The organism is Flavobacterium sp. (assembly GCF_043779715.1).
Classification (GTDB): domain Bacteria; phylum Bacteroidota; class Bacteroidia; order Flavobacteriales; family Flavobacteriaceae; genus Flavobacterium.
In genome coordinates this window covers 1-19538 of sequence record NZ_JAYWDT010000096.1, presented here as the reverse complement: position 1 = coordinate 19538, position 19538 = coordinate 1, and the positions used below count along the sequence as shown (strand labels likewise).

Genomic DNA, 19538 nt, shown 5'->3' with positions numbered 1-19538 from the left:
AAAAACAAATTGTCCTAACGCAATGTTTGAAGTAATTGACAGTAGAGAAATTGAAAATATAAAGAATAAATTTGATGCAATTGTTTGTGGATTTTGTTTGCCCTATTTATCCGAATTGGATGTTCAGAAATTCATAATTGATTGTAAAAATTTATTAAATGAAAACGGGAAATTATATTTAAGTTTTGTAGAAGGTGAAAAAGATAAATCAGGTTATCAGAAAGGTAGTACCGGAGACAGAACTTATTTTTATTATCACAGTTTAGAAAACTTAACAAATCAATTAAAACTCAACAATTTTGAAAAGCAGGATTTGATAAGAAAAAGTTATGAGAAAAATGATAAAACAGAAGAAATACATACTATTATAATAGCAGAAAAATAACCGAACATCAAAAAGCTATTACATCGTTAAGTGCAAAACTACAAACCAATCAAAAAAAATCGTCATTGCTGATTTGTCTCTTCTTCCTGACACAAGCTACAGTTGAAATTGAATGGTTAATACACTATTAAAAGAAAATTAATGGGTTAACTTTTTATGATTTATGGAAATACTTATGTAGTAGTAATTCTAGTTCAGTTCTGTTAATTGGTTTTGTTATATAATCATTGAATCCTGCATCCAAATATTTTTCCCTATCACCATTTAATCCATAAGCTGTTTGAGCAATAATAACAACTTCTTTGTTAAATTGACGGATTTCCCGTAAAGCTTCATTTCCCTCCATGATAGGCATTTTAATATCCATCAGTACTAAATCAATATCTTTATTATTATGGCAAGCTTCAACGGCATCGGCACCATTACTTACATTTATAATTTCTTTACCAAAGGGCTGAATCGCTTTATTAATAAAAAGTTTTGATGTTTGGTCGTCTTCAGCAATTAGAATTTTTATCTTTTTTAGATGAACTACTATTTCATTGTCAATGACAAGGTTTTCAGCAACTATTTTTTCTTCCAACTTGTTGTTGTAAGGAATAGTAAAGTAAAAAGTGCTTCCTTTTCCTTCTTCACTTTCTAACCATATTTTACCTCCAAGCATTTCTAAATATGCTTTAGTAATTGACAAACCAAGTCCCGCTCCTTGCATTGCATGTATGTCTTCAATATCAGCTTGAACAAATCGCTCAAATACAGCTTCCCGCCTATCTTTTGGAATTCCAATACCTGTATCTTTTACAAAAAACTCCAATTCTTTTTTTATACACTGAATCGTGGATTCACTTCCCGTTTTTAAAATATATCCAATTTCTATGGAACCCTCGTTCGAGTATTTAATTGCATTTTTAATAAGGTTTGAAAGGATTGAAAACAGTTTTTCACGGTCAGTTTTAATGATGGATTCTTTTGCTGGTAATGAGTTGTTGAAGAAAAGTTGCATTCCTTTGGCTTCGACTTCTGGTTTGAAAAAAGTATAAATATATTCTACTTGCTCGTTTATATTCGAATCCTTGATATTCATTTTCATTAAACCAGATTCTATCTTTGAAAGATCAATAATATCGTTGATTATATTTAGCATTCTTTTGCCACTTTTATCAATTATCTCAATGTATTCTTGCTGTTCTTCAATCGTTAATCCAGGACCTTTCAATAATTCAGCAAAGCCTAAAATGCCATTCATGGGCGTACGAATTTCGTGGCTCATATTCGCTAAAAAAGCTGATTTCAAACGGTCACTTTCTTCAGCACGTTCTTTGGCAATAACCAACTCCGCTGCACGTTTTTCTTTTTCCTGATTTTGAAAAGCAAGTTCTTTGTTGGCAATAACCAATTCTGCTGCCAGTTTTTCTTTTTCCTTGTTTTGAAAAGTAAGCTCTTTGTTGGCTATTAATAATTCATTGGCTCGTTTTTCTTTTTCTTCATTTTGGGCTTCAATGAGCGCATTTTTTTCTTTTAGTTCTAATTCATCTTTTTTTCGCTTTGCCTCAAGCTCATATTCCTTTAAGGCTCTTTTAATTGCAGGGATCAGACGTTCAAGTTTGTTTTTAAGAACATAATCTGTTGCCCCGTTTACCATTGCATCAATTGCCCTATCTTCGCCAATGGTTCCTGAAACAAAAATGAAGGGTATGTGACTATAGTTTTTTTTTGCAATTTCCAAGGCCTCACTTCCCTGATAACCAGGGATAGTATAATCAGCCAGGATAATATCAGTCTTTTTAGTCTTTAAAAAACGAATAAAATCATTTTTATTTTCTACCCAATAATAATCATTTTCAATACCGCTATTTTCAATAATTGCGTGTATTAACTCAGAATCATTTATAGAATCTTCTAGGTGCAGTATTTTTATTTTATGATCCATTTCGGAATTTTTATAAGTTGTCTTACAAGTAGAATTAATTATAAAATTATTGGAGGAGATTGATTAACAATCGCCCAATACTGGCCTAAAATTTTTATGGCTTCCATGAACTGGTTAAAATCAACGGGCTTTACCACATAGGAATTTGCACCTAACTTATAACTCTCAACCAGATCTTTTTCCTCACCCGAAGAGGTTACCATAATTACAGGGATTAACTTAAATTTGGGATCATTGCGAATGTGCCTAAGCACTTCAATTCCGTTCATTTTAGGCATTTTTATATCTAAGAGGATAACTGCGGGAAAGCCGTGCTGATCTATGAATTTACCGCGTTTATAAAGGTAATCCAAAGCCTCTTCACCATCTTCAGCAACAATAATTTCGTTTGCCATATTATTTTCAGAAAGAGCTGCGATAGCAAGCTCTACATCTTTAGGACTATCGTCTACAATAAGGATTCGTTTTATTTCTGTTTTCATGTGTACATGTTTTATTTTTATATTTCGACAATAGTTTGATCTTCTTATCCATCAACACTCTTTATATGATTTTTGTTTATTAACTGTTCTTTATTAGAATACTAAAGAAAAATGTGGCGCCTTTGCCAACTTCACTTTCTGCCCAGCAATTTCCGCCATGTCTCATAACAATTCTGTTCACATTGGCTAGGCCAATGCCAATTCCTTCAAAATCTTTAGCTTTATGTAGACGCTGAAAAACGCAAAATAGTTTATCTGCATACTTCATATCAAATCCTACACCATTGTCTTTTATGTAAAATATTGCTTTTTCACCCTCCATTTTACCTCCAATTTCTATGACGGCTTTATCAAGGTTACGTGAATATTTCAACGCGTTTGAAATTAAATTTATCCATACTTGATTGAGTAAATTTTCGTCGCCCCATGAATCCGGAAGTTCTGCTACTTTTATCTCAACATTTCTTCCTGCCAATTCACGGGTAAAAGTTTTTAAAACATGGTTGACTATTGTTTTTGTTTTAATTTTGGTACCTTGCAATTCAGACCTTCCCAATCTAGAAAAGGTTAATAAGGCATCAATCAGATTCCCCATTTCGTTAGACGATTCTGAAATGATGCTCAAATACCTTAATCCGCTTTCATTGAGCTGAGCAGAATTATTTTTAATCAGTAAATCAACGAACCCCCCAATGTGTCTTAGAGGAGCGCGTAAATCGTGAGAAACAGAATAACTGAACGCCTCCAATTCTTTATTTGCAGATTCAAGCTGAGAGGTTCGTTCGATAACTCGCTTCTCTAAATTTATATTCATTTTTTTGATTACTTCTTCTGCTTGTTTTCTCAGTGTGATATCATTGCCCTGAGCGATAGTCGCAATCAGTGTTTTTCCGTCTGATGACATTATACTTGCTGAATTCCAAAGAATTATTCTTACAGAGCCATCGATGTGAGCGATATTGATTTCTTCAACCTCCATCTGCTCACCCTTAAGTGTTTTCTTAATAAGATTCATTGAATTATCGACAGAAGCAGGTGGAAAGAGAATTTCCAAAGATTCGTCTATAACTTCCTTTTCAGTTCTCCCTGTAATGTTTTCGAAAGCTTTGTTGAACCTTGTGATTTTATAATTCCTGTTCCATACAATAATTGGGACACTTGCAGAATCGATCAAATTTTCCAAATACTCATTAGTTTTCCGGCGTTCCTCGTTTGCAATGCTTAATTCAGCAGCTCTTTTTTCATTTTCAAGATTTTGAAAAGCAAGTTCTTTATTGACCTTTCTTAACTCAATTGCCCATTTTTGTTCCGTAACATCACGTGCTGCGGCGAAAACGCCAAGCACATTTCCTTTATCGTCTTTATAAACGGAAGCATTGTAAAGTACATCTGTTAAATTCCCATTTTTGTGTTTTATGGTTAATGGATAATCCGATACAAAACTTTTTTCAAAAACCTGAAGATAACCTTCTTGGGCTTTTTTTGGATCTGTAAAATAATTTGAGAAGTCTGTATCAATCAATTTTTCACGCGGAACACCAGTAACTTTTACTGATGCCTCGTTCACATCCGTTATCTTTCCTTCCGGACTGATGGTAACCAGTGGATCTAAACTGGCTTCTATCAAACTACGGGCATAATTATTGTGATTTACATTGCGGATTTTTAATTTTGTTGTCATTTTATTCCCTCATTTAGTTCAGACGTTAATCTTGGCGATAACATATTTAAACTACCAATTCTGAATTTAAAATAAATAACTTGTCGTTTCAAATTATCTATTAACTAATTGTTAATAAGTAACTTACTCGTATTTTATAAATGGTTACGATTCTTAAAGGTACTGATTTAATTAATTAAAATGAAAAATGAACCTAATTATTTAAAAGCATTGTTTTTATTTCTAACTTATTTATAACCAGAACTATAAACAATCTCAACAAGTCAGCTATCATACGACCAAAAAACACAACAATTATGTGGTCTAACATCTGTTTTACAATTATTACTAAGTTACGCGCCAAACGAAACCAATTTAGCAATTGCCTCGCTTTCCACAAAACAAGCCGACCTAACCGCTAAAAATAATCGAGTAGCAACACCGTATACCAATTATAAGCAATTCAAGAATTGCAATAAACTATATATTATACCTAAAGATACAAGATTGTTTGACATCGTAACCAAAGTAAAAAAATACATCAAATCAGTTTTAGGAGCAACAAGTCTACAATTTGCACAAGTAAAAGAAATAGAATTCACCAAGAAAGAGAAATAATAAAATATAAATATGACAAGCCAAACATAAAACTACCTAGCCAATTTATATTTATTCTGGTCTTACTTATATTCATATCGAGCTGAATTACATAAATGGAGAGCTGAAATGTAAATCTAAAAGGAATGAAAACAAAAGTGCAAGCAACACAATAGATATAAACTTATGATAATGTTTCAGTAACGTTTACATTATGAAAAATCCTTGTCTTTGCATAAAATATTTTTATTTTGAAAAAAAGAAAAGTAGAAGTTGTTGTTATTTCCGATGTACATTTAGGAACTTTTGGCTGTCATGCAAAAGAATTATTACAATATTTATCTTCCGTAAAGCCGAAAATATTAATTCTAAATGGAGATATTATAGACATTTGGCAATTTAGAAAATCATATTTCCCTGCTAGTCATCTAAAAGTGATTAAAAAACTAATTTCGTTTAGTACAAAAGGCACAAAAGTGTATTATTTGACTGGAAACCACGACGAATTTTTAAGAAAATTTACCGATTTACACCTTGGAAACATTAGTTTACTTAACAAATTAGTTCTTAATTTAGACGGTAAAAAGGCTTGGATTTTTCATGGTGATGTTTTCGATGCTTCTATAAATCATGCAAAATGGCTAGCAAAACTAGGCGGCTGGGGTTACGATTCGTTAATTTTGATAAACCGTTTTTTAAATTGGATTTTAGCAAGATTTAACAAAGAACCCTATTCGTTATCCAAAAAGATAAAGGATAATGTGAAATCGGCTGTGAAATTTATTACTAATTTTGAAAATGTTTGCACTGATTTGGCCATCGAAAACAATTATGATTATGTAATTTGCGGACACATACACGAGCCAAAAATAGAACAAATTATAACCGAAAAAGGCAGCACAATGTATTTGAATTCTGGTGATTGGATAGAAAACTTAACTGCATTAGAATACAATAATAAAAAATGGAAGATTTACAAACATGATCTAAATGAAGAATTAAAAGAAGATGAAGAAATGCATTTTGAATATGAAAATGAGCTTGCAAAACAATTTATCACACTATTAAAAAAATAAATGAGTAAAAACATTCTCGTCGCACCACTCAATTGGGGTTTGGGTCACGCCACACGATGCATTCCAATAATTAGAGCATTAGAAACTGAAGGTTTCACTCCTGTTTTAGCTTCTGATGGTGTGGCTTTAGAAATTTTACGCAAAGAATTTCCGCAGCTTCAATCGATAGCATTACCATCTTATCATATCGAGTATCCGAAAAACGGAATGTTTTTTAAACTAAAGATGTTAGCCAATAGCCCAAAAATGGTAGGCGCTATCCTTTCGGAAAAAAAGCGCATCAATAAAATAATAAAAGAACATAACATTTCTGGCATAATTTCCGACAATAGATTGGGCGTTCGAAACAAGAAAATTCCGTCTGTTTTTATCACACACCAACTAAATGTGATGACAGGAAATACTACTTGGCTTACCAGCAAAATGCACCAATATATTATAAAAAAGTATGATGAATGTTGGGTTCCTGATGTAAATACCATTCCCAATCTTACTGGAGAATTAGGACATTTAGAAGATGATATTAAAACCGTAAAATATATTGGACCGCTAAGTAGATTACACAAAAAACCGTTGGAAAAAAAATACGATCTGATGGTTATTTTGTCTGGACCAGAACCTCAACGTACTTTTTTAGAAGAAAAACTAATCGTAGAATTAGAAAATTATGTTGGTAAAATTATTTTTATAAAAGGCAAAATCGAAGCAAAACAAATTGTTGAAACTAAAAATGAAATCACTTTTTATAATTATATGAATTCCGAAGAGCTTGAAAATTCTTTTAACGAAAGTGAACTTATTTTGTGTCGTTCTGGCTACACAACTGTGATGGATTTAGCGCAATTGGAAAAGAAAGCGTTTTTTATTCCAACGCCTGGGCAATATGAACAAGAATATTTGGCTAAAAAATACAAACAAGAAGGTTTGGTTCCTTATTGCAAACAAGAGAAATTTAAAGTTGAAAAATTATTAAAAGTAGAGTTATACAAAGGATTAAAGGACTTTAACACTAAAATAGATTGGAAAGTTCTTTTTGAGGTTTTCGAAAAAACGAAGAAATAAAAAAACTGACTTTTATTGCTAAAAGTCAGTTTCAAACTATAAATATATCTTCTAAAATTTAGTTTTTTCGTGCTTAATTGTTTTTGCATTAATTACAAAATAGATAGATTCTGCAATGTTTGTGCAATGTTCGCCAATGCGTTCCAGATGTTTTAGAGCCAATATTAAATTGGTTCCAGAACCAACCGCTTTTGGATTTACTTTCATTTCGACAACAATTTCTTCAATTACTTTTTCGGTTGCAACACGAATTAATTTATTTAAAGCAAAAATTTCTTCGATTGTTTTTTCTTGTTGCGTTTCGAAACATTCGTTGGTTTTTTCGGTAATTGCTTCAACATTTTTTGTGATTGATGCTACATTAAATCTCACAACCAAATCATATTTTTCTTTAACACTTTTAGAATTTTTTATCACACTAATAGCTAAATCCCCTATGCGTTCGATTTCACTAGAAATTTGCATTGCCGACATAATAAATCGTAAATCCGATGCTACAGGTTGTTGCAAAGCAAAAATATTTTGACAAATCTCGTCGATTTTTACATCTAATTTGTCAATTTTATTTTCATTTTTTTTAAGTTTTTTATCCGTTGTATTTGGATCAGAGAGCAAAGATTTCATCGCTTCTATAATTTGATTTTCTGATAAAATACCAATTTTTATGATTGTGTTTTTTAGTTTTGCTAATTCTATTTCAAGTAATGATGCCATATGATTTTAGATTTTAGATTTTAGATTTTAGATTTTTGAATTCATTCATTATCTTATCCAAATCGTCCTGTTATATAATCTTCTGTTTGCTTTTTTGATGGTTTGGTAAAAATAGATTTTGTTTTATCCATCTCTATCAATTCTCCCAAATAAAAGAAAGCAGTATAATCGCTTGTTCTCGCTGCTTGCTGCATATTATGTGTCACAATAATTATGGTGTATTGCTCTTTTAATTGATGTACTAATTCTTCAATTTTTGAAGTAGAAATTGGATCAAGTGCACTCGCAGGTTCGTCCATCAATACAATATCTGGGCTTACTGCCAATGTTCTTGCGATACACAAACGTTGTTGTTGTCCGCCAGAAAGTCCCATTGCCGAATCTCCTAATCTGTCTTTTACCTCATCCCAAATTGCAGCTTGACGCAATGATGTTTCCACGATTTCGTCTAGTTGTTTTTTGTCTTTTATTCCATTTATTTTTGGCCCGTAAGCGATATTCTCATAAATAGACTTTGGAAACGGATTTGATTTTTGAAAAACCATTCCGATTTTTTTTCTAATATTAACAACATCAACATCTTTGTCATAAATATTAACGCCTTCCACTAGCATTTCTCCCGTGATTTTTACGCCTGGAATCAAATCGTTCATTCTATTGATACTTCTTAAGAATGTCGATTTTCCGCAGCCTGAAGGTCCGATTAATGCGGTAACTTTATTTCGAGGGATTTGCATCGAAATTTCATTTAATGCTAATTTCTCACCGTAGTATAAAGATAATTTATTTACTTCTATTTTTATGTCTTTCATTTCTATTGTATTTTTTTGAAAATAACTTAGATTTTCTTTCTTCTAATTCTTGAACGGATTATTACTGCCACAATATTTAACGATATCGTAAGCATTAACAAAACCAATGTTGTTGCAAATTGAATGGGCATTGTTTTTTCGACATCGGACGATTGTGTCGACATGATATAAATGTGATATCCTAAGTTCATAAACTGATCACTGACAGATTTTGGTAACGTAGCTAAATAATATGCTGCTCCTGTGAACAAAATAGGCGCTACTTCTCCAGCTCCTCTACTCACTGCAAGGATTGTTCCTGTCATAATTCCAGAAACCGATTCTGGTAAGACTACTTTTCTTATGGTTTGCCATTTTGTAGCTCCCAAGGCTAAACTCGCTTCGCGTAATTCTCTAGGAACTGTTTTTAAAGCTTCTTCGACCGAAACTATAATAACTGGCAAGGTTAACAATGCCATGGTTAGACTCGCCCATAAAATATTAGGTTGTCCCCAATGTAATTGCCCTGCATTGAAAGTTTTATCTATTCCTGTTCCTATAAATTGTATAAAGAAACCCAATCCGAATAATCCGAAAATAATTGAAGGCACAACTGCTAATGTTCTAACCGAAAACCTCACAGCTGCTGCAAATTTTGAATTTTCTGCGGCATACTCTGTCAAATAAAGTGCTGTTATCGTTCCGAAAGGAACTGCGGCAAGCGACATGACAATGACCAAGATAAATGTACCAATAATAGCTGGAAGAATTCCACCTTTTGTCATACCATCTGTTGGAAAAGAACTGATAAATTCCCAAGAAAACATATCCCAACCATTGTAAACAATAATCGCAATAATGAGAAACAAAACGGCAATAATGAGAATCACCGCAGCTAGTGTCGAACCAACTATCAATCTTCCTTTTAATTCGGAGGATTTAGTATTGCTTGAAAAAAACAAGCTTTTTTCTTCAGTTGTAGTTGTATTCATGATTTATTTACCTTGAATTTTCTTAATTAATTTTCCCTTCACATAAAATTCGGCCAATGCATTTAATCCGAAAGAGAAAATGAAAAGTAATGAACCTATGAAAAATAATACGCTGTAATGTGTATCTCCAAAAACAGTTTCTGCCATTTCTGATCCAATTGTTGCTGCAAATGTTCGTACACTTTCAAAAGGATTTGCAGAATTTAATGCTGCGTTTCCTGTTGCCATCAAAGCAATCATGGTTTCGCCAAAAACCCTACCAATTCCTAATAAAATGGCAGCAAAAATACCTGGAACAGCTGCTGGCAAAGTAACAAAAAATGCTGTTTGCCATTTACTTGCGCCTAAAGCTAAACTGGCTTCGGTATAGGTTTTAGGAACTGCCGAAAGTGCATCTTCGGAGATTGTATAAATAATTGGAATGGCGGCAAGTGCCATAGCGACACCACCTACAAAACCATTTAACCTAGTTTCATAACCAAAAACATCTTGAAAGAATGTTGCTAAAATCATTAAAGCAAAAAAACCAATAACTACTGATGGAAATGCCGCTAATAATTCGATAATTGGTTTTATAATTTCTTTAGCTCTTTTTGAAGCGAAAGTTGATGTATAAATCGCTGCTAAAACGCCTAATGGTCCAGCAAACAACATAGCAATTATGGTAACTTTTAGTGTTCCTATAAGTAAAGCAATTAACCCAAATCGTGGATTCTCAGAAACAGGAACCCATTCCGTTGTTAAAAATGTATTCCAAGTGCTATCTTCTCCTTCTTTGTTGGTTTCCTTAATTTCTTCGGTTGGTTGTTCTTGATCAGCAACAAAATCGCCATAAGTTTCCGGTTTTAATTCTTCCGTAGTTTCTGCACCATAAACTTCGGGCTTTAATTCTTCGATAGTTTCAGACCCATAAACTTCAGGTTTTAAATTATCTGAATTAGAGATTTCAGTTTTTGCTTTATCATTTGCCCCAAAATTAAATATTGGCAACGACTCTTTGAAAACGAAAATAAAAATCAATACAATAATTCCAATTGACATATAAGCAATTGACGAAATTATTTTTTCGGCTAAAAACTCAGAAAGTCTGAATTGTTTTTTCAAATTTTCGCGAGTGAAATTATTGTTTTCTGGAATATTTGAAGCCATTTATTTGAATTTTGAATTCATAATTAGTTTATAAAAAAAACACATCTCCTTTTGTGTAATGGAGATGTGTTGAATTATTATTTTACTGGAAAATATCCAACTTGAGTACATATTTTTTGACCTTCTGCGCTTAGAATCCAATCTATGTATTTCTTAGTAGAACCTGTTGGTCTTGAACCTAAATACATATACAAGTATCTTGTAATTGGATATGTTTTGTTTTTGATAGTTTCGGCAGTTGGCAAATAAGCTGGACTGTTGGCGTCTTTTTTTACTTTACAATCTTTTACACCAGTATCATAAGCTGCACCACCGTAACCAATTCCGTACTTATCTTTTTTGATTGCATTTACAATAGCTGCGGTTCCTGGCAAACTCTGGCATGTAATTGCATAATCTTTCTTTATTACATAATCTTTAAAGTAAATAAATGTTCCTGAACTGCTCTCACGACCATATAGTTTGATATTTGCATCTGCTCCACCTACTTCTTTCCAGTTTTTTATTTTACCAGTATAAATATCGGCAATTTGTTTTAAAGTTAATTCGTCAACTCCGTTTGCTTTGTTTAGGTAAATAGAAATACCGTCTTTTGCACAAGGAATTTCTACTCCAAGAGTTCCGTATCTGGCTTTGATTTTTTCTACCTCAGATGGTTTTATTGGGCGACTTGAATTAGCAATTTCGGTAGAACCGTTTATTAAAGCTGATATTCCAACTCCTGAACCACCACCTGTTACCTGAATTGAGGTTGAAGGGTTTTTTGACATATAAACCTCAGCCCATTTTTGAGCTAAAATCACCATCGTGTCTGAACCTTTTACAGTAATCTTATCGATTGTTGTAAACGAAAATCCTATCATCATAACGGTTATTAACAGTGCCGCTACTTTCATTTTTGTTGTTTTCATTTTGTTCTTATTTATTGTTAATTAATTAAAATTTAGCTTGTAATCTAATTGAGAAAATATTGTCTTTTTTGTCTTTTCTGTCAGTTCCGTGATCTCCTCCTATTCTATCACTTTTTTCGTTTATTGGCATATTATAACCTAATACAATTTTTACATTTTCATCATAAAAATATTGCCATCCGAAATTCCAAGTACTGTATTTTATATCATCTGTTCTGTTTACATCAAATCCTGATAATTTTGTGTTGGGATCGTACTGATCAAATCTTACGATGGCTTGATGGCTTTTTCCTATGTTTTTCATAAATGAAAGATAAAAACCGCTAAATTCTCTTACTTTATTAGCAGCAAAGGCCGTATAGGTTTCTAACGGATTTGTAGATCCAGATATTGTTCCAGCAATATATTCTGCTTTTAGAGAGGTTCCTCCAAAAAAATCATAATAAATTTGGGTTTCTGCACCATACCAATCTTTCTTAAGAGTTGCTCCTACTTCGGGTGTAAAAGGATTGTTGTTTACATCTAAAAACACAGACGGCGGAGTCACTGGCGTGGTAACTGGTTGCGGCAAAACTTTGGTAGAACCAAAATAACCGTGACCACCAATATCTATTCCCAAACCTTTGTTTGGCATTTTTATTGAATATACTAATCTTGCCATTATGTCTTTATTACTGTCTATATCTCTAACCTGATTAGCGGTAGATCCTAAACTAAAGTTACCATTGAAAACTGCCAATTGAAATTTTATAGGAATAAGATATTTTGTATCAAAGTTTGCTTCTAGTTTTGCTCCTAAATCTCTTTCGTTTGGGTAAATTGTATTAGTTACTCTCGTTCTTTCTAGAGCTTCTCTAGTGTTCGAAGAAAATTCTACTTCGTAAGAAGTCCTGTTAAACTGCCCTACTGTTAATGAATAAGTTTGTGTCCAACGATCATTTAAAACCACATAAGCATCTTTTACAGAAACTTTATCGAAAGCATAATCTGGTTGTAATACAAATTTGACTCCTTCTAGTGTTTCGTAAGTAAATTTTATTCTTGCTCTTCTTATATAAAAAGAGTTTGTTACTGGAGCTGCTGTGGTTCCTACTGGTCCTTTGTCACCTTGAAAATCATACATGTCATATTGCGCCTGAATATAACCTGATAATTTAATCCTTGTAAGCTTTCCTAAATCGCTTTCTATTGTGGCTAATCTTTCGTCGATATCACCAAATTTCATGGTGTGTTCATCTAAACTTTGCTTAAGAGAATCGATAGAAATCTCTTTTTTAATGGTGTCATTTACTACTTCTTGGGCTTTAATTGAGGAAGAATAAGCCATTAATGATAGTAATACTAGTTTTTTCATCTTGTAGTTGTGCTGTTTTGTGCTACAAAGATGAATCGCTAATGTTAAGATATTGTTAATTAAACATTAAGTGTATATAAATTTAATGTTACGAAGGTTTAGCCCTTGTAAACAAAGGGTTTATTTTTAGTTATTTGATTTTTGAAGTGTGAATGAAAATTCGGATCCTACACGAAATTTACTCTCTACATATATCCTTTCATTATGTGCTTCGATAATGTGTTTTACGATAGCTAGTCCTAGTCCTGAACCTCCTTCGGAACGAGCACCACTTTTGTCGACACGATAAAAACGTTCGAAAAGGCGTGAAATATTTTGTTTTTCGATTCCTTCTCCGTTGTCTTTTATGTTTATTAAGATTTTGTTACTAATAACTTCTTCGACTCCTATTTCGGTCGAGCCACCAATTTTTCCGTATTTTATAGAATTCTCAACTAGATTTGTAACTACTTGTTGTATTTTTTCATAATTCCCTAAAACCATAATAGGCTTATGATATTTAGAATCGAAAGAAAGCATGATTTCTTTTTTATTAGCTTTCATTTCAAGCAAATCAAATACGCCTTGTATTAGACTTATAATATCAAAATTAGTCATTTCGATTCTTCCTTCTGATATTTCTAATTTTGCAATTGTATCTAAATCTTCTACAATATAAATGAGTCGCTCTACTCCTTTTTCTGCGCGCTCTAGATATTTTTTACGAATAACTTTATCTTTCATCGCTCCGTCTAACAAGGTCGAAATATAACCTTGAACGGTAAACAAAGGTGTTTTTAGTTCGTGTGAAACGTTTCCTAGAAACTCTCTTCTAAATTCTTCCCTATCATTTAGTGTTTCTATTTCTCGTTTCTTATCCGTTGCAAATTGTTGTACTTGAGTAGTAATTTGAGATAAATCGCTATTTATAGGCTGATTTAACATCGAATTTGAATCTAAAAATGAAATTTCGTTGTATAATTTTTTTACTCTTTGGTATATAAATTTTTCAGTTCGATACTGCATCGAAAAAAGAGCAAAAACATAAATTGAAACACTAAAAACTGAAACAACTAAAATTAAATTATTAATTTCTGTTTTAATAAAAAAATAACACAATAAAGAAGCAAATCCTGTTGCAAAAAGTGTTATATAGAGCGCTGATACTAACGCAAATTTGTATGTTTTTTTGAAATTAAGATTCATTATACCTCAAATTTATAACCTATCCCTTTTGTGGTTTTAAAATATTCGTCGCCAATTTTTTCTCGTAATTTTCTAATGTGAACATCGATGGTTCTTCCGCCCACTACGACTTCGGTTCCCCAAACTTTATCGAGTATTTCTTCTCTTTTGAAAACTTTTCCAGGTTTTGAGGCTAACAAATAAAATAGTTCAAATTCTTTTCGAGGTAAAATAATTTCAACACCGTCTTTTATTATTTTGTATTCTTCTCTATTTATTTCGATTTCCCCTACATTTAGTGTTTCACTTTTCGGGCTTTCTTCGTCTTTTAATCTTCTTAATAAAGCTTTTACTTTACTAACCAATAATTTTGGTTTTATGGGTTTGGCAATATAGTCATCGGCGCCCGCATCAAAACCTGCTACTTGCGAATAATCTTCGTTTCTAGCAGTAAGAAAAGTGATAATAACATTACTTAGCTCAGGTACTTTTCTAATAATTTCGCAAGCTTCCATCCCGTCCATTTCTGGCATCATGACATCCATAATAATAAGATGTGGATTGTGTTTTTTTGCACTCTGAACTGCTTCTTTTCCGTTTTCGGCGGTAAAAATTTGATATCCTTCTTGCGACAAATTATAACCAACAATTTCTAATACATCTGGTTCATCATCGACAAGTAAAATCCTTATTTCTTTTTTTTTCATTATTGAAAATTAGCTTTTTTTATGATGTAAATGTAAATATATTTTAAACTAAAAAATCAAAATTACATAAATTTAATATAGTAACATTAAGTTAACACATATAAAACAAAATCGTAATATTTGAATAACACACACTTTACTTAACAGCGTTTCCTTTGCAAAAAATAAAAATACAACTACGATGAAATTTTCTATTACATTTTTACTTCTACTAATTACTACTTGCCTTTTTGCTCAAAACTGCACCGTATCTGGTTTTGTTTATGATAAAGATTTGAAAGACGAGCCGCTTCCTTTTGCAAATGTTAATATAAAAGGATTATCGGGAGGAACAACTACTGATATAAATGGAGCATATACTATTGATGTTCCTAGTGGAAATTACGAAATTGTTTTTAGTTTTATTGGTTACGACTCTAAATCGGTATTATTTAGTATTGCTGATAATGAGAAAAAAACAATAAACCAAAGTATTGGTTCTGGCAGTGTAACAATGGAAGATGTGGTTATAAAAGCAACAACAAGTCGTGAGAAAGAAACGGCCTTATTGCTTGATCAGAAAAAAGCTGTAGAAATAAAGCAAAGTATTGGTGCACAAGAAATGTCAAGAAAAGGTATTAGTACTGTTGAAGCCGGATTGACAAAAATTACTGGAATTAGTAAAGTAGAATCTCGCGGGCTTTTTGTTCGTGGATTAGAAGAGCGATATAACAATTTGTTAATTAATGACTTACAAGCACCTTCTAACAGTCCTTTCAAAAAAATAATTCCGTTAGATTTGTTTCCAACAGACATTGTTGGGGTTTTAAATGTTTATAAAACTTTCAATCCTAACATTTCGGGTGATTTTGCTGGAGCAACCATAAACATCGAAACAGCACAACCAAGAACTAGTATTACAAAATTAAGCACTGGTTTTGGTTACACAACTGGTAATAATAATGAAGATTTTCTTATTTCTGAAGATGCAAATACAACGCAAGGATTTTTAGGGTTTTTGGGAAAAGACCGCAAACTTCCTTCTGCATTTGGGAATGTGCCGTCTGGAATAAAACAGTCTGCCTCACAATACGAGGAATCTGCAAAACAAAATTCTTGGAACACCACTAAGACAACAAGTCCTATAAATAGTAGTTTGAGCTTTTTACATGCAGAAAAATTTAGCTTAAATAACGAAAGAAGTTTAAATTATATATTTTCGTTTAATGGTGATAATAAATACCAGATTCAAAATGGTATCGACAGAACATTTAATCAAGGACAAGGTAACTACGATAATAATTTTAATACTACAAAATATAATTATTCAACCACATTTTCGGGATTAGTTGGTTTACGATACAAATCGAAAAGGTTTGGTATCGCATTAAACTCATTTTTATTACGTTCTACATCAAGTATTATACAAGATCAGTTGGGTTATACCAACAGTTTGTCTACAAACCCAAACATATTAATAAGAGGAAATCAATTTGAAGAATCTAAGTATTGGAACAATCAGGTTTTGGCAAATTACAATATTACCGAAGACGGAAAACATAGCGCAAAAGGAGGTTTTTCTTATGTAAAAACATCGTTCGGACAACCTGATAGAAAATTTATAACTGGTGAAAAAATAAATGAAACCGATATAAAAACCACTTATGGTGGAAACAATTTAATTCGTCAATTTCTTGACGTATCAGGCGACAGGTATTTTTCAGGTATGTTAGAATACAACCTAAAACTTAAAGAAGACGGAAAATTAAAGAAAATTTCGATAGGATATAATGGTTTTAGTAATGAAGAGATTTCGTCATACCGATTTGTTTTTGGAAAACCGTTGATAGCAACTTCTTTTATTGTAAATATTAATGAGATTAACAGCAACATTGCAGCCGATGTAAATTCTGGTTTATTAAAATTCACAGAAGAATCTACAGGCGATTACAAATCGAAACTACACCAAACCGTTAATGCGGGTTATGCTAATGTCTTTTTCAATTTTACCGATAAATGGGAAATAAATGGAGGAGCAAGAATTGAAAGTTCAATTCGCGAAATTAAGTATAGAGATATTGGAGATTCATTTACTGACAAATACCGAAAATTGAGCAAAGAAAAGTTAGACATATTACCTTCGTTAAATATTAAATACTTACTTAACGAGAAAAACAATATTCGCTTTGCATCATCAAAAACAATTACAAAACCAACATCAATCGAGGTTTTACCTATACAATATGTGAATCCTGACGGAACTGTCGAATTAGGAAATCCTAATATCGAAAACAGTGACAACTTAAATTTTGATTTAAAATATGAATTATTTCCTAATTCAAAAGAAATGATAGCTTTAGGTGTTTTTGGAAAACAAATTACAAATCCAATAGAGAGAGTATTTATTCCAACAGCAAGTAGTGGTGGGCAAATAACTACTTACCAAAACTCTAAACAAGCCACACTTTTTGGAGCGGAATTAGAAATTTTATTACAACTAAACAAAATAAGTTCTTTATTAAATGATTTTTCATGGGGTTTCAATACTTCATTAATGAAAACAAATGTAAATGTCGATTTGATTAAAAACCCTTTAGAAAATAATTCTAAAAGAGATTTACAAGGCGCTTCTAGTTGGTTGGTTAATTCTGATTTAAAATATGATTTTCAGTTTAATGAAGATATGAAAAACACCATTTCTGTTGTGTATGGAATATCAGGGAAAAGAATATATGCAGTAGGAACGGCAGGGTTAGACCATATTTATGAAAAACCATTCAGCAAATTAGATTTTGTATGGTCAAGCAAATTATCTAAAAATATTGAAGCAAAATTTTCAGTAGATAATATTTTAAATCCATATTTCAAAAGAGAATTAGGAACTGAAAGTAAAGTGAATATCACCGAATCAGATTTAGTGCTAAAACAATATAAAAAAGGAACTGGATTTTCTTTAAACATTGGATACACTTTTTAAAAAAATAAAACTTAAGTATAGTAAAAGCGGTCATTTTGATCGCTTTTACTATTTTAATTAACATTGTATTTACAATTGCTTTTTTATATAATAACCATACTATAATACTACCATAACACAAATTGAAAAGCTTGCATATAAATTTGTATCAGATAAATTAAAACAAACACAATGAAAAAATTAGTATTTAGTTTAGCTTTTTTAAGCTTAATCTTTACAGGTTGTACATCAAGTGATGACGAAACTGTTACTCCAACAACTCCAGCAGGTAGCGGAGAAATTACAGGTGATCAAACTACAAGCAAAACTTTTATAAAAGGAAGCTATACTCTAAAAGGTATTGTGAAAATTCAAAATGGAGTAACACTAACTTTCGATGCCGGATCTACCATTACTGCCGATGTCACAAGTGGTGTTGATGCACTTGTTGTATTAAACGGAGGTAAATTAATCATGAATGGTACTGCTGCAGAACCTATTGTATGTACCGAAGTTTCAAGTACACCTGGATCTTGGGGAGGAATTATCATGTATGGCGATGCTTCAATTGTAGGAGCAGCTGGTGTTACATCTGCAACTTCCGAAGACGGATTAGCTTTGCCTTATGGTGGTACAAATGATGCACACAACGGTGGTTCTTTAAAATATGTTCGCGTTGAATATGCTGGTAAAAAAATTACCGACGGGACAAGCGAAATGAATGGTTTCTCATTTTATTCTGTAGGTTCTGGTACTGTATTAGAAAATCTAGTTTCTTATAAAGGAGCTGATGATGGTTACGAATTTTATGGAGGAACAGTAAGTTTGAAAAATTCTATTTCTTACGGAAATTCTGATGACTCTTTTGACTGGCAAGATGGTTGGAAAGGACAAAACAGCACAAACTGGTACGCTTACCAAGTAGGAACTGGAAATTTTGGTATGGAAATCGAAGCAAAATCTGTTAACAATGCATTCTGGCCAGTAGTTTCAAACATTACTCTAAAAAGAGCTCCAGGAACAGTTACCGAAGGTGGTACATCAGCAGCCGAATATGATGCAATACAATTCAAAAAACAAGGAAATGGAGAATACACTAATATAGTAATCTCAGGATATACAACATCAGGAGCTACAGCAGTACGTATTCAAGATGCAAATACAAATACTGATCAAGTAAATAGTGGTAAGATTAAATTACTTAATGTAAAAATTAATGATGGTACTTCTCAATTTGCAGGAGCTGGTACAGTTAGTCCATCATTTGCTCCAGCAAACTACACAATTAGCTCTACAGTAGCTGGAGCTTCAATTACAACTGGAGCTTGGACTGTTGTAAGTGGTGTAAGTTTGATTCAATAAAACAATTTCTTAGTCCTTCTAAAAGGCAAACTCATTTACATTAATACCTTAAATACAAACCATCAAAATAATTTTTTGATGGTTTTTTTTATTTCCTAAAACCAACAACAACTCATAAGATTTCTAAAGACTATTTCAAATAAATCATTTCCAATGTTAAGTTTTTATTAATGTTACGAAATTGTTAAGCAAATGTTTTTTTATTGTAAATTTATTTAATACATTCGTAATGTAATTGTTTAACCCTAAAGACAAAAGCTATGAAAA

Annotated in this window: 15 protein-coding genes and 1 pseudogene; 5 read left to right on the top strand and 11 right to left on the bottom strand. The window is 32.1% G+C overall.

Annotated features, from left to right (window positions below; translation table 11 throughout):
* Positions 1-385, top strand: a pseudogene (locus ACH2BG_RS04845) (class I SAM-dependent methyltransferase); the annotation flags it as partial.
* A 154-nt stretch (positions 386-539) separates the two neighbouring features.
* Here the strand turns inward: ACH2BG_RS04845 and ACH2BG_RS04840 are convergent.
* The 3 genes from ACH2BG_RS04840 to ACH2BG_RS04830 all read right to left on the bottom strand — a co-directional run bounded on the left by ACH2BG_RS04840 (position 540) and on the right by ACH2BG_RS04830 (position 4478).
* The gene (locus tag ACH2BG_RS04840; protein ID WP_395046593.1) at positions 540-2315 is read right to left on the bottom strand and encodes a response regulator; all 1776 of its coding nucleotides are present in this window, start codon (positions 2313-2315) and stop codon (positions 540-542) included.
* Between the two features lie 38 nt (positions 2316-2353).
* Entirely contained in the window at positions 2354-2797 is a 444-nt protein-coding gene (locus tag ACH2BG_RS04835; RefSeq protein ID WP_395046592.1) for a response regulator, read from the bottom strand.
* 79 nt (positions 2798-2876) lie between these two features.
* Positions 2877-4478, bottom strand: coding sequence for a PAS domain S-box protein (locus ACH2BG_RS04830; RefSeq protein ID WP_395046591.1), 1602 nt, complete (start codon positions 4476-4478; stop codon positions 2877-2879).
* A gap of 827 nt (positions 4479-5305) precedes the next feature.
* On the opposite strand from ACH2BG_RS04830, the gene ACH2BG_RS04825 reads away from it, so the two are divergent.
* Together ACH2BG_RS04825 and ACH2BG_RS04820 are read left to right on the top strand one after the other, a co-directional pair.
* Positions 5306-6130, top strand: a complete 825-nt coding sequence (locus tag ACH2BG_RS04825) for a UDP-2,3-diacylglucosamine diphosphatase (RefSeq protein WP_395046590.1) — start codon at positions 5306-5308, stop codon at positions 6128-6130.
* Complete coding sequence (locus ACH2BG_RS04820; RefSeq protein WP_395046589.1) at positions 6131-7192, top strand: glycosyltransferase; 1062 nt, start codon at positions 6131-6133, stop codon at positions 7190-7192.
* Positions 7193-7243: 51 nt separating this feature from the next.
* Here the strand turns inward: ACH2BG_RS04820 and phoU are convergent, their stop codons facing one another.
* From phoU to ACH2BG_RS04780, 8 genes are all read right to left on the bottom strand, one after another.
* Complete coding sequence (phoU, locus tag ACH2BG_RS04815; RefSeq protein WP_395046588.1) at positions 7244-7906, bottom strand: phosphate signaling complex protein PhoU; 663 nt, start codon at positions 7904-7906, stop codon at positions 7244-7246.
* Positions 7907-7959: 53 nt separating this feature from the next.
* A complete protein-coding gene (gene pstB, locus ACH2BG_RS04810) occupies positions 7960-8718 on the bottom strand; it encodes a phosphate ABC transporter ATP-binding protein PstB (RefSeq protein ID WP_395046587.1) in 759 nt (252 codons plus the stop codon).
* Positions 8719-8744: 26 nt separating this feature from the next.
* Positions 8745-9689 carry a phosphate ABC transporter permease PstA gene (gene pstA / locus ACH2BG_RS04805; protein ID WP_395046586.1) on the bottom strand — a complete coding sequence of 315 codons (945 nt, stop codon included), beginning with the start codon at positions 9687-9689 and terminating at the stop codon, positions 8745-8747.
* Between the two features lie 3 nt (positions 9690-9692).
* Positions 9693-10838, bottom strand: a complete 1146-nt coding sequence (gene pstC, locus ACH2BG_RS04800; protein WP_395046585.1) for a phosphate ABC transporter permease subunit PstC — start codon at positions 10836-10838, stop codon at positions 9693-9695.
* A gap of 77 nt (positions 10839-10915) precedes the next feature.
* Positions 10916-11749 (bottom strand): phosphate ABC transporter substrate-binding protein, encoded by an 834-nt coding sequence (locus ACH2BG_RS04795; protein ID WP_395046584.1) that lies wholly within the window; start codon positions 11747-11749, stop codon positions 10916-10918.
* A gap of 25 nt (positions 11750-11774) precedes the next feature.
* The gene (locus tag ACH2BG_RS04790; protein ID WP_395046583.1) at positions 11775-13103 is read right to left on the bottom strand and encodes a porin; all 1329 of its coding nucleotides are present in this window, start codon (positions 13101-13103) and stop codon (positions 11775-11777) included.
* 126 nt (positions 13104-13229) lie between these two features.
* On the bottom strand, positions 13230-14288 hold the full coding sequence (locus ACH2BG_RS04785; protein WP_395046582.1) for a sensor histidine kinase: 1059 nt from the start codon (positions 14286-14288) through the stop codon (positions 13230-13232).
* Positions 14288-14974, bottom strand: a complete 687-nt coding sequence (locus ACH2BG_RS04780) for a response regulator transcription factor (RefSeq protein ID WP_395046581.1) — start codon at positions 14972-14974, stop codon at positions 14288-14290. Before ACH2BG_RS04780 ends, ACH2BG_RS04785 begins: the two co-directional genes overlap by 1 nt.
* 181 nt (positions 14975-15155) lie before the next feature.
* Here ACH2BG_RS04780 and ACH2BG_RS04775 point away from each other — a divergent pair, with 181 nt between their 5' ends.
* Together ACH2BG_RS04775 and ACH2BG_RS04770 are read left to right on the top strand one after the other, a co-directional pair.
* Positions 15156-17930 carry an outer membrane beta-barrel protein gene (locus tag ACH2BG_RS04775; protein ID WP_395046580.1) on the top strand — a complete coding sequence of 925 codons (2775 nt, stop codon included), beginning with the start codon at positions 15156-15158 and terminating at the stop codon, positions 17928-17930.
* Between the two features lie 171 nt (positions 17931-18101).
* Positions 18102-19271: a hypothetical protein gene (locus tag ACH2BG_RS04770; protein ID WP_395046579.1), complete on the top strand. Its 1170-nt coding sequence runs from the start codon at positions 18102-18104 to the stop codon at positions 19269-19271.
* The last annotated feature ends 267 nt before the right edge of the window (positions 19272-19538 follow it).

Coding starts and splice junctions, on each gene's coding strand:
- ACH2BG_RS04840 (WP_395046593.1), bottom strand. CDS start 2,315: ATGGATCATAAAATAAAAATACTGCACCTAGAAGATTCTATAAATGAT.
- ACH2BG_RS04835 (WP_395046592.1), bottom strand. CDS start 2,797: ATGAAAACAGAAATAAAACGAATCCTTATTGTAGACGATAGTCCTAAA.
- ACH2BG_RS04830 (WP_395046591.1), bottom strand. CDS start 4,478: ATGACAACAAAATTAAAAATCCGCAATGTAAATCACAATAATTATGCC.
- ACH2BG_RS04820 (WP_395046589.1), top strand. CDS start 6,131: ATGAGTAAAAACATTCTCGTCGCACCACTCAATTGGGGTTTGGGTCAC.
- phoU (WP_395046588.1), bottom strand. CDS start 7,906: ATGGCATCATTACTTGAAATAGAATTAGCAAAACTAAAAAACACAATC.
- pstB (WP_395046587.1), bottom strand. CDS start 8,718: ATGAAAGACATAAAAATAGAAGTAAATAAATTATCTTTATACTACGGT.
- pstA (WP_395046586.1), bottom strand. CDS start 9,689: ATGAATACAACTACAACTGAAGAAAAAAGCTTGTTTTTTTCAAGCAAT.
- pstC (WP_395046585.1), bottom strand. CDS start 10,838: ATGGCTTCAAATATTCCAGAAAACAATAATTTCACTCGCGAAAATTTG.
- ACH2BG_RS04795 (WP_395046584.1), bottom strand. CDS start 11,749: ATGAAAACAACAAAAATGAAAGTAGCGGCACTGTTAATAACCGTTATG.
- ACH2BG_RS04790 (WP_395046583.1), bottom strand. CDS start 13,103: ATGAAAAAACTAGTATTACTATCATTAATGGCTTATTCTTCCTCAATT.
- ACH2BG_RS04785 (WP_395046582.1), bottom strand. CDS start 14,288: ATGAATCTTAATTTCAAAAAAACATACAAATTTGCGTTAGTATCAGCG.
- ACH2BG_RS04780 (WP_395046581.1), bottom strand. CDS start 14,974: ATGAAAAAAAAAGAAATAAGGATTTTACTTGTCGATGATGAACCAGAT.
- ACH2BG_RS04775 (WP_395046580.1), top strand. CDS start 15,156: ATGAAATTTTCTATTACATTTTTACTTCTACTAATTACTACTTGCCTT.
- ACH2BG_RS04770 (WP_395046579.1), top strand. CDS start 18,102: ATGAAAAAATTAGTATTTAGTTTAGCTTTTTTAAGCTTAATCTTTACA.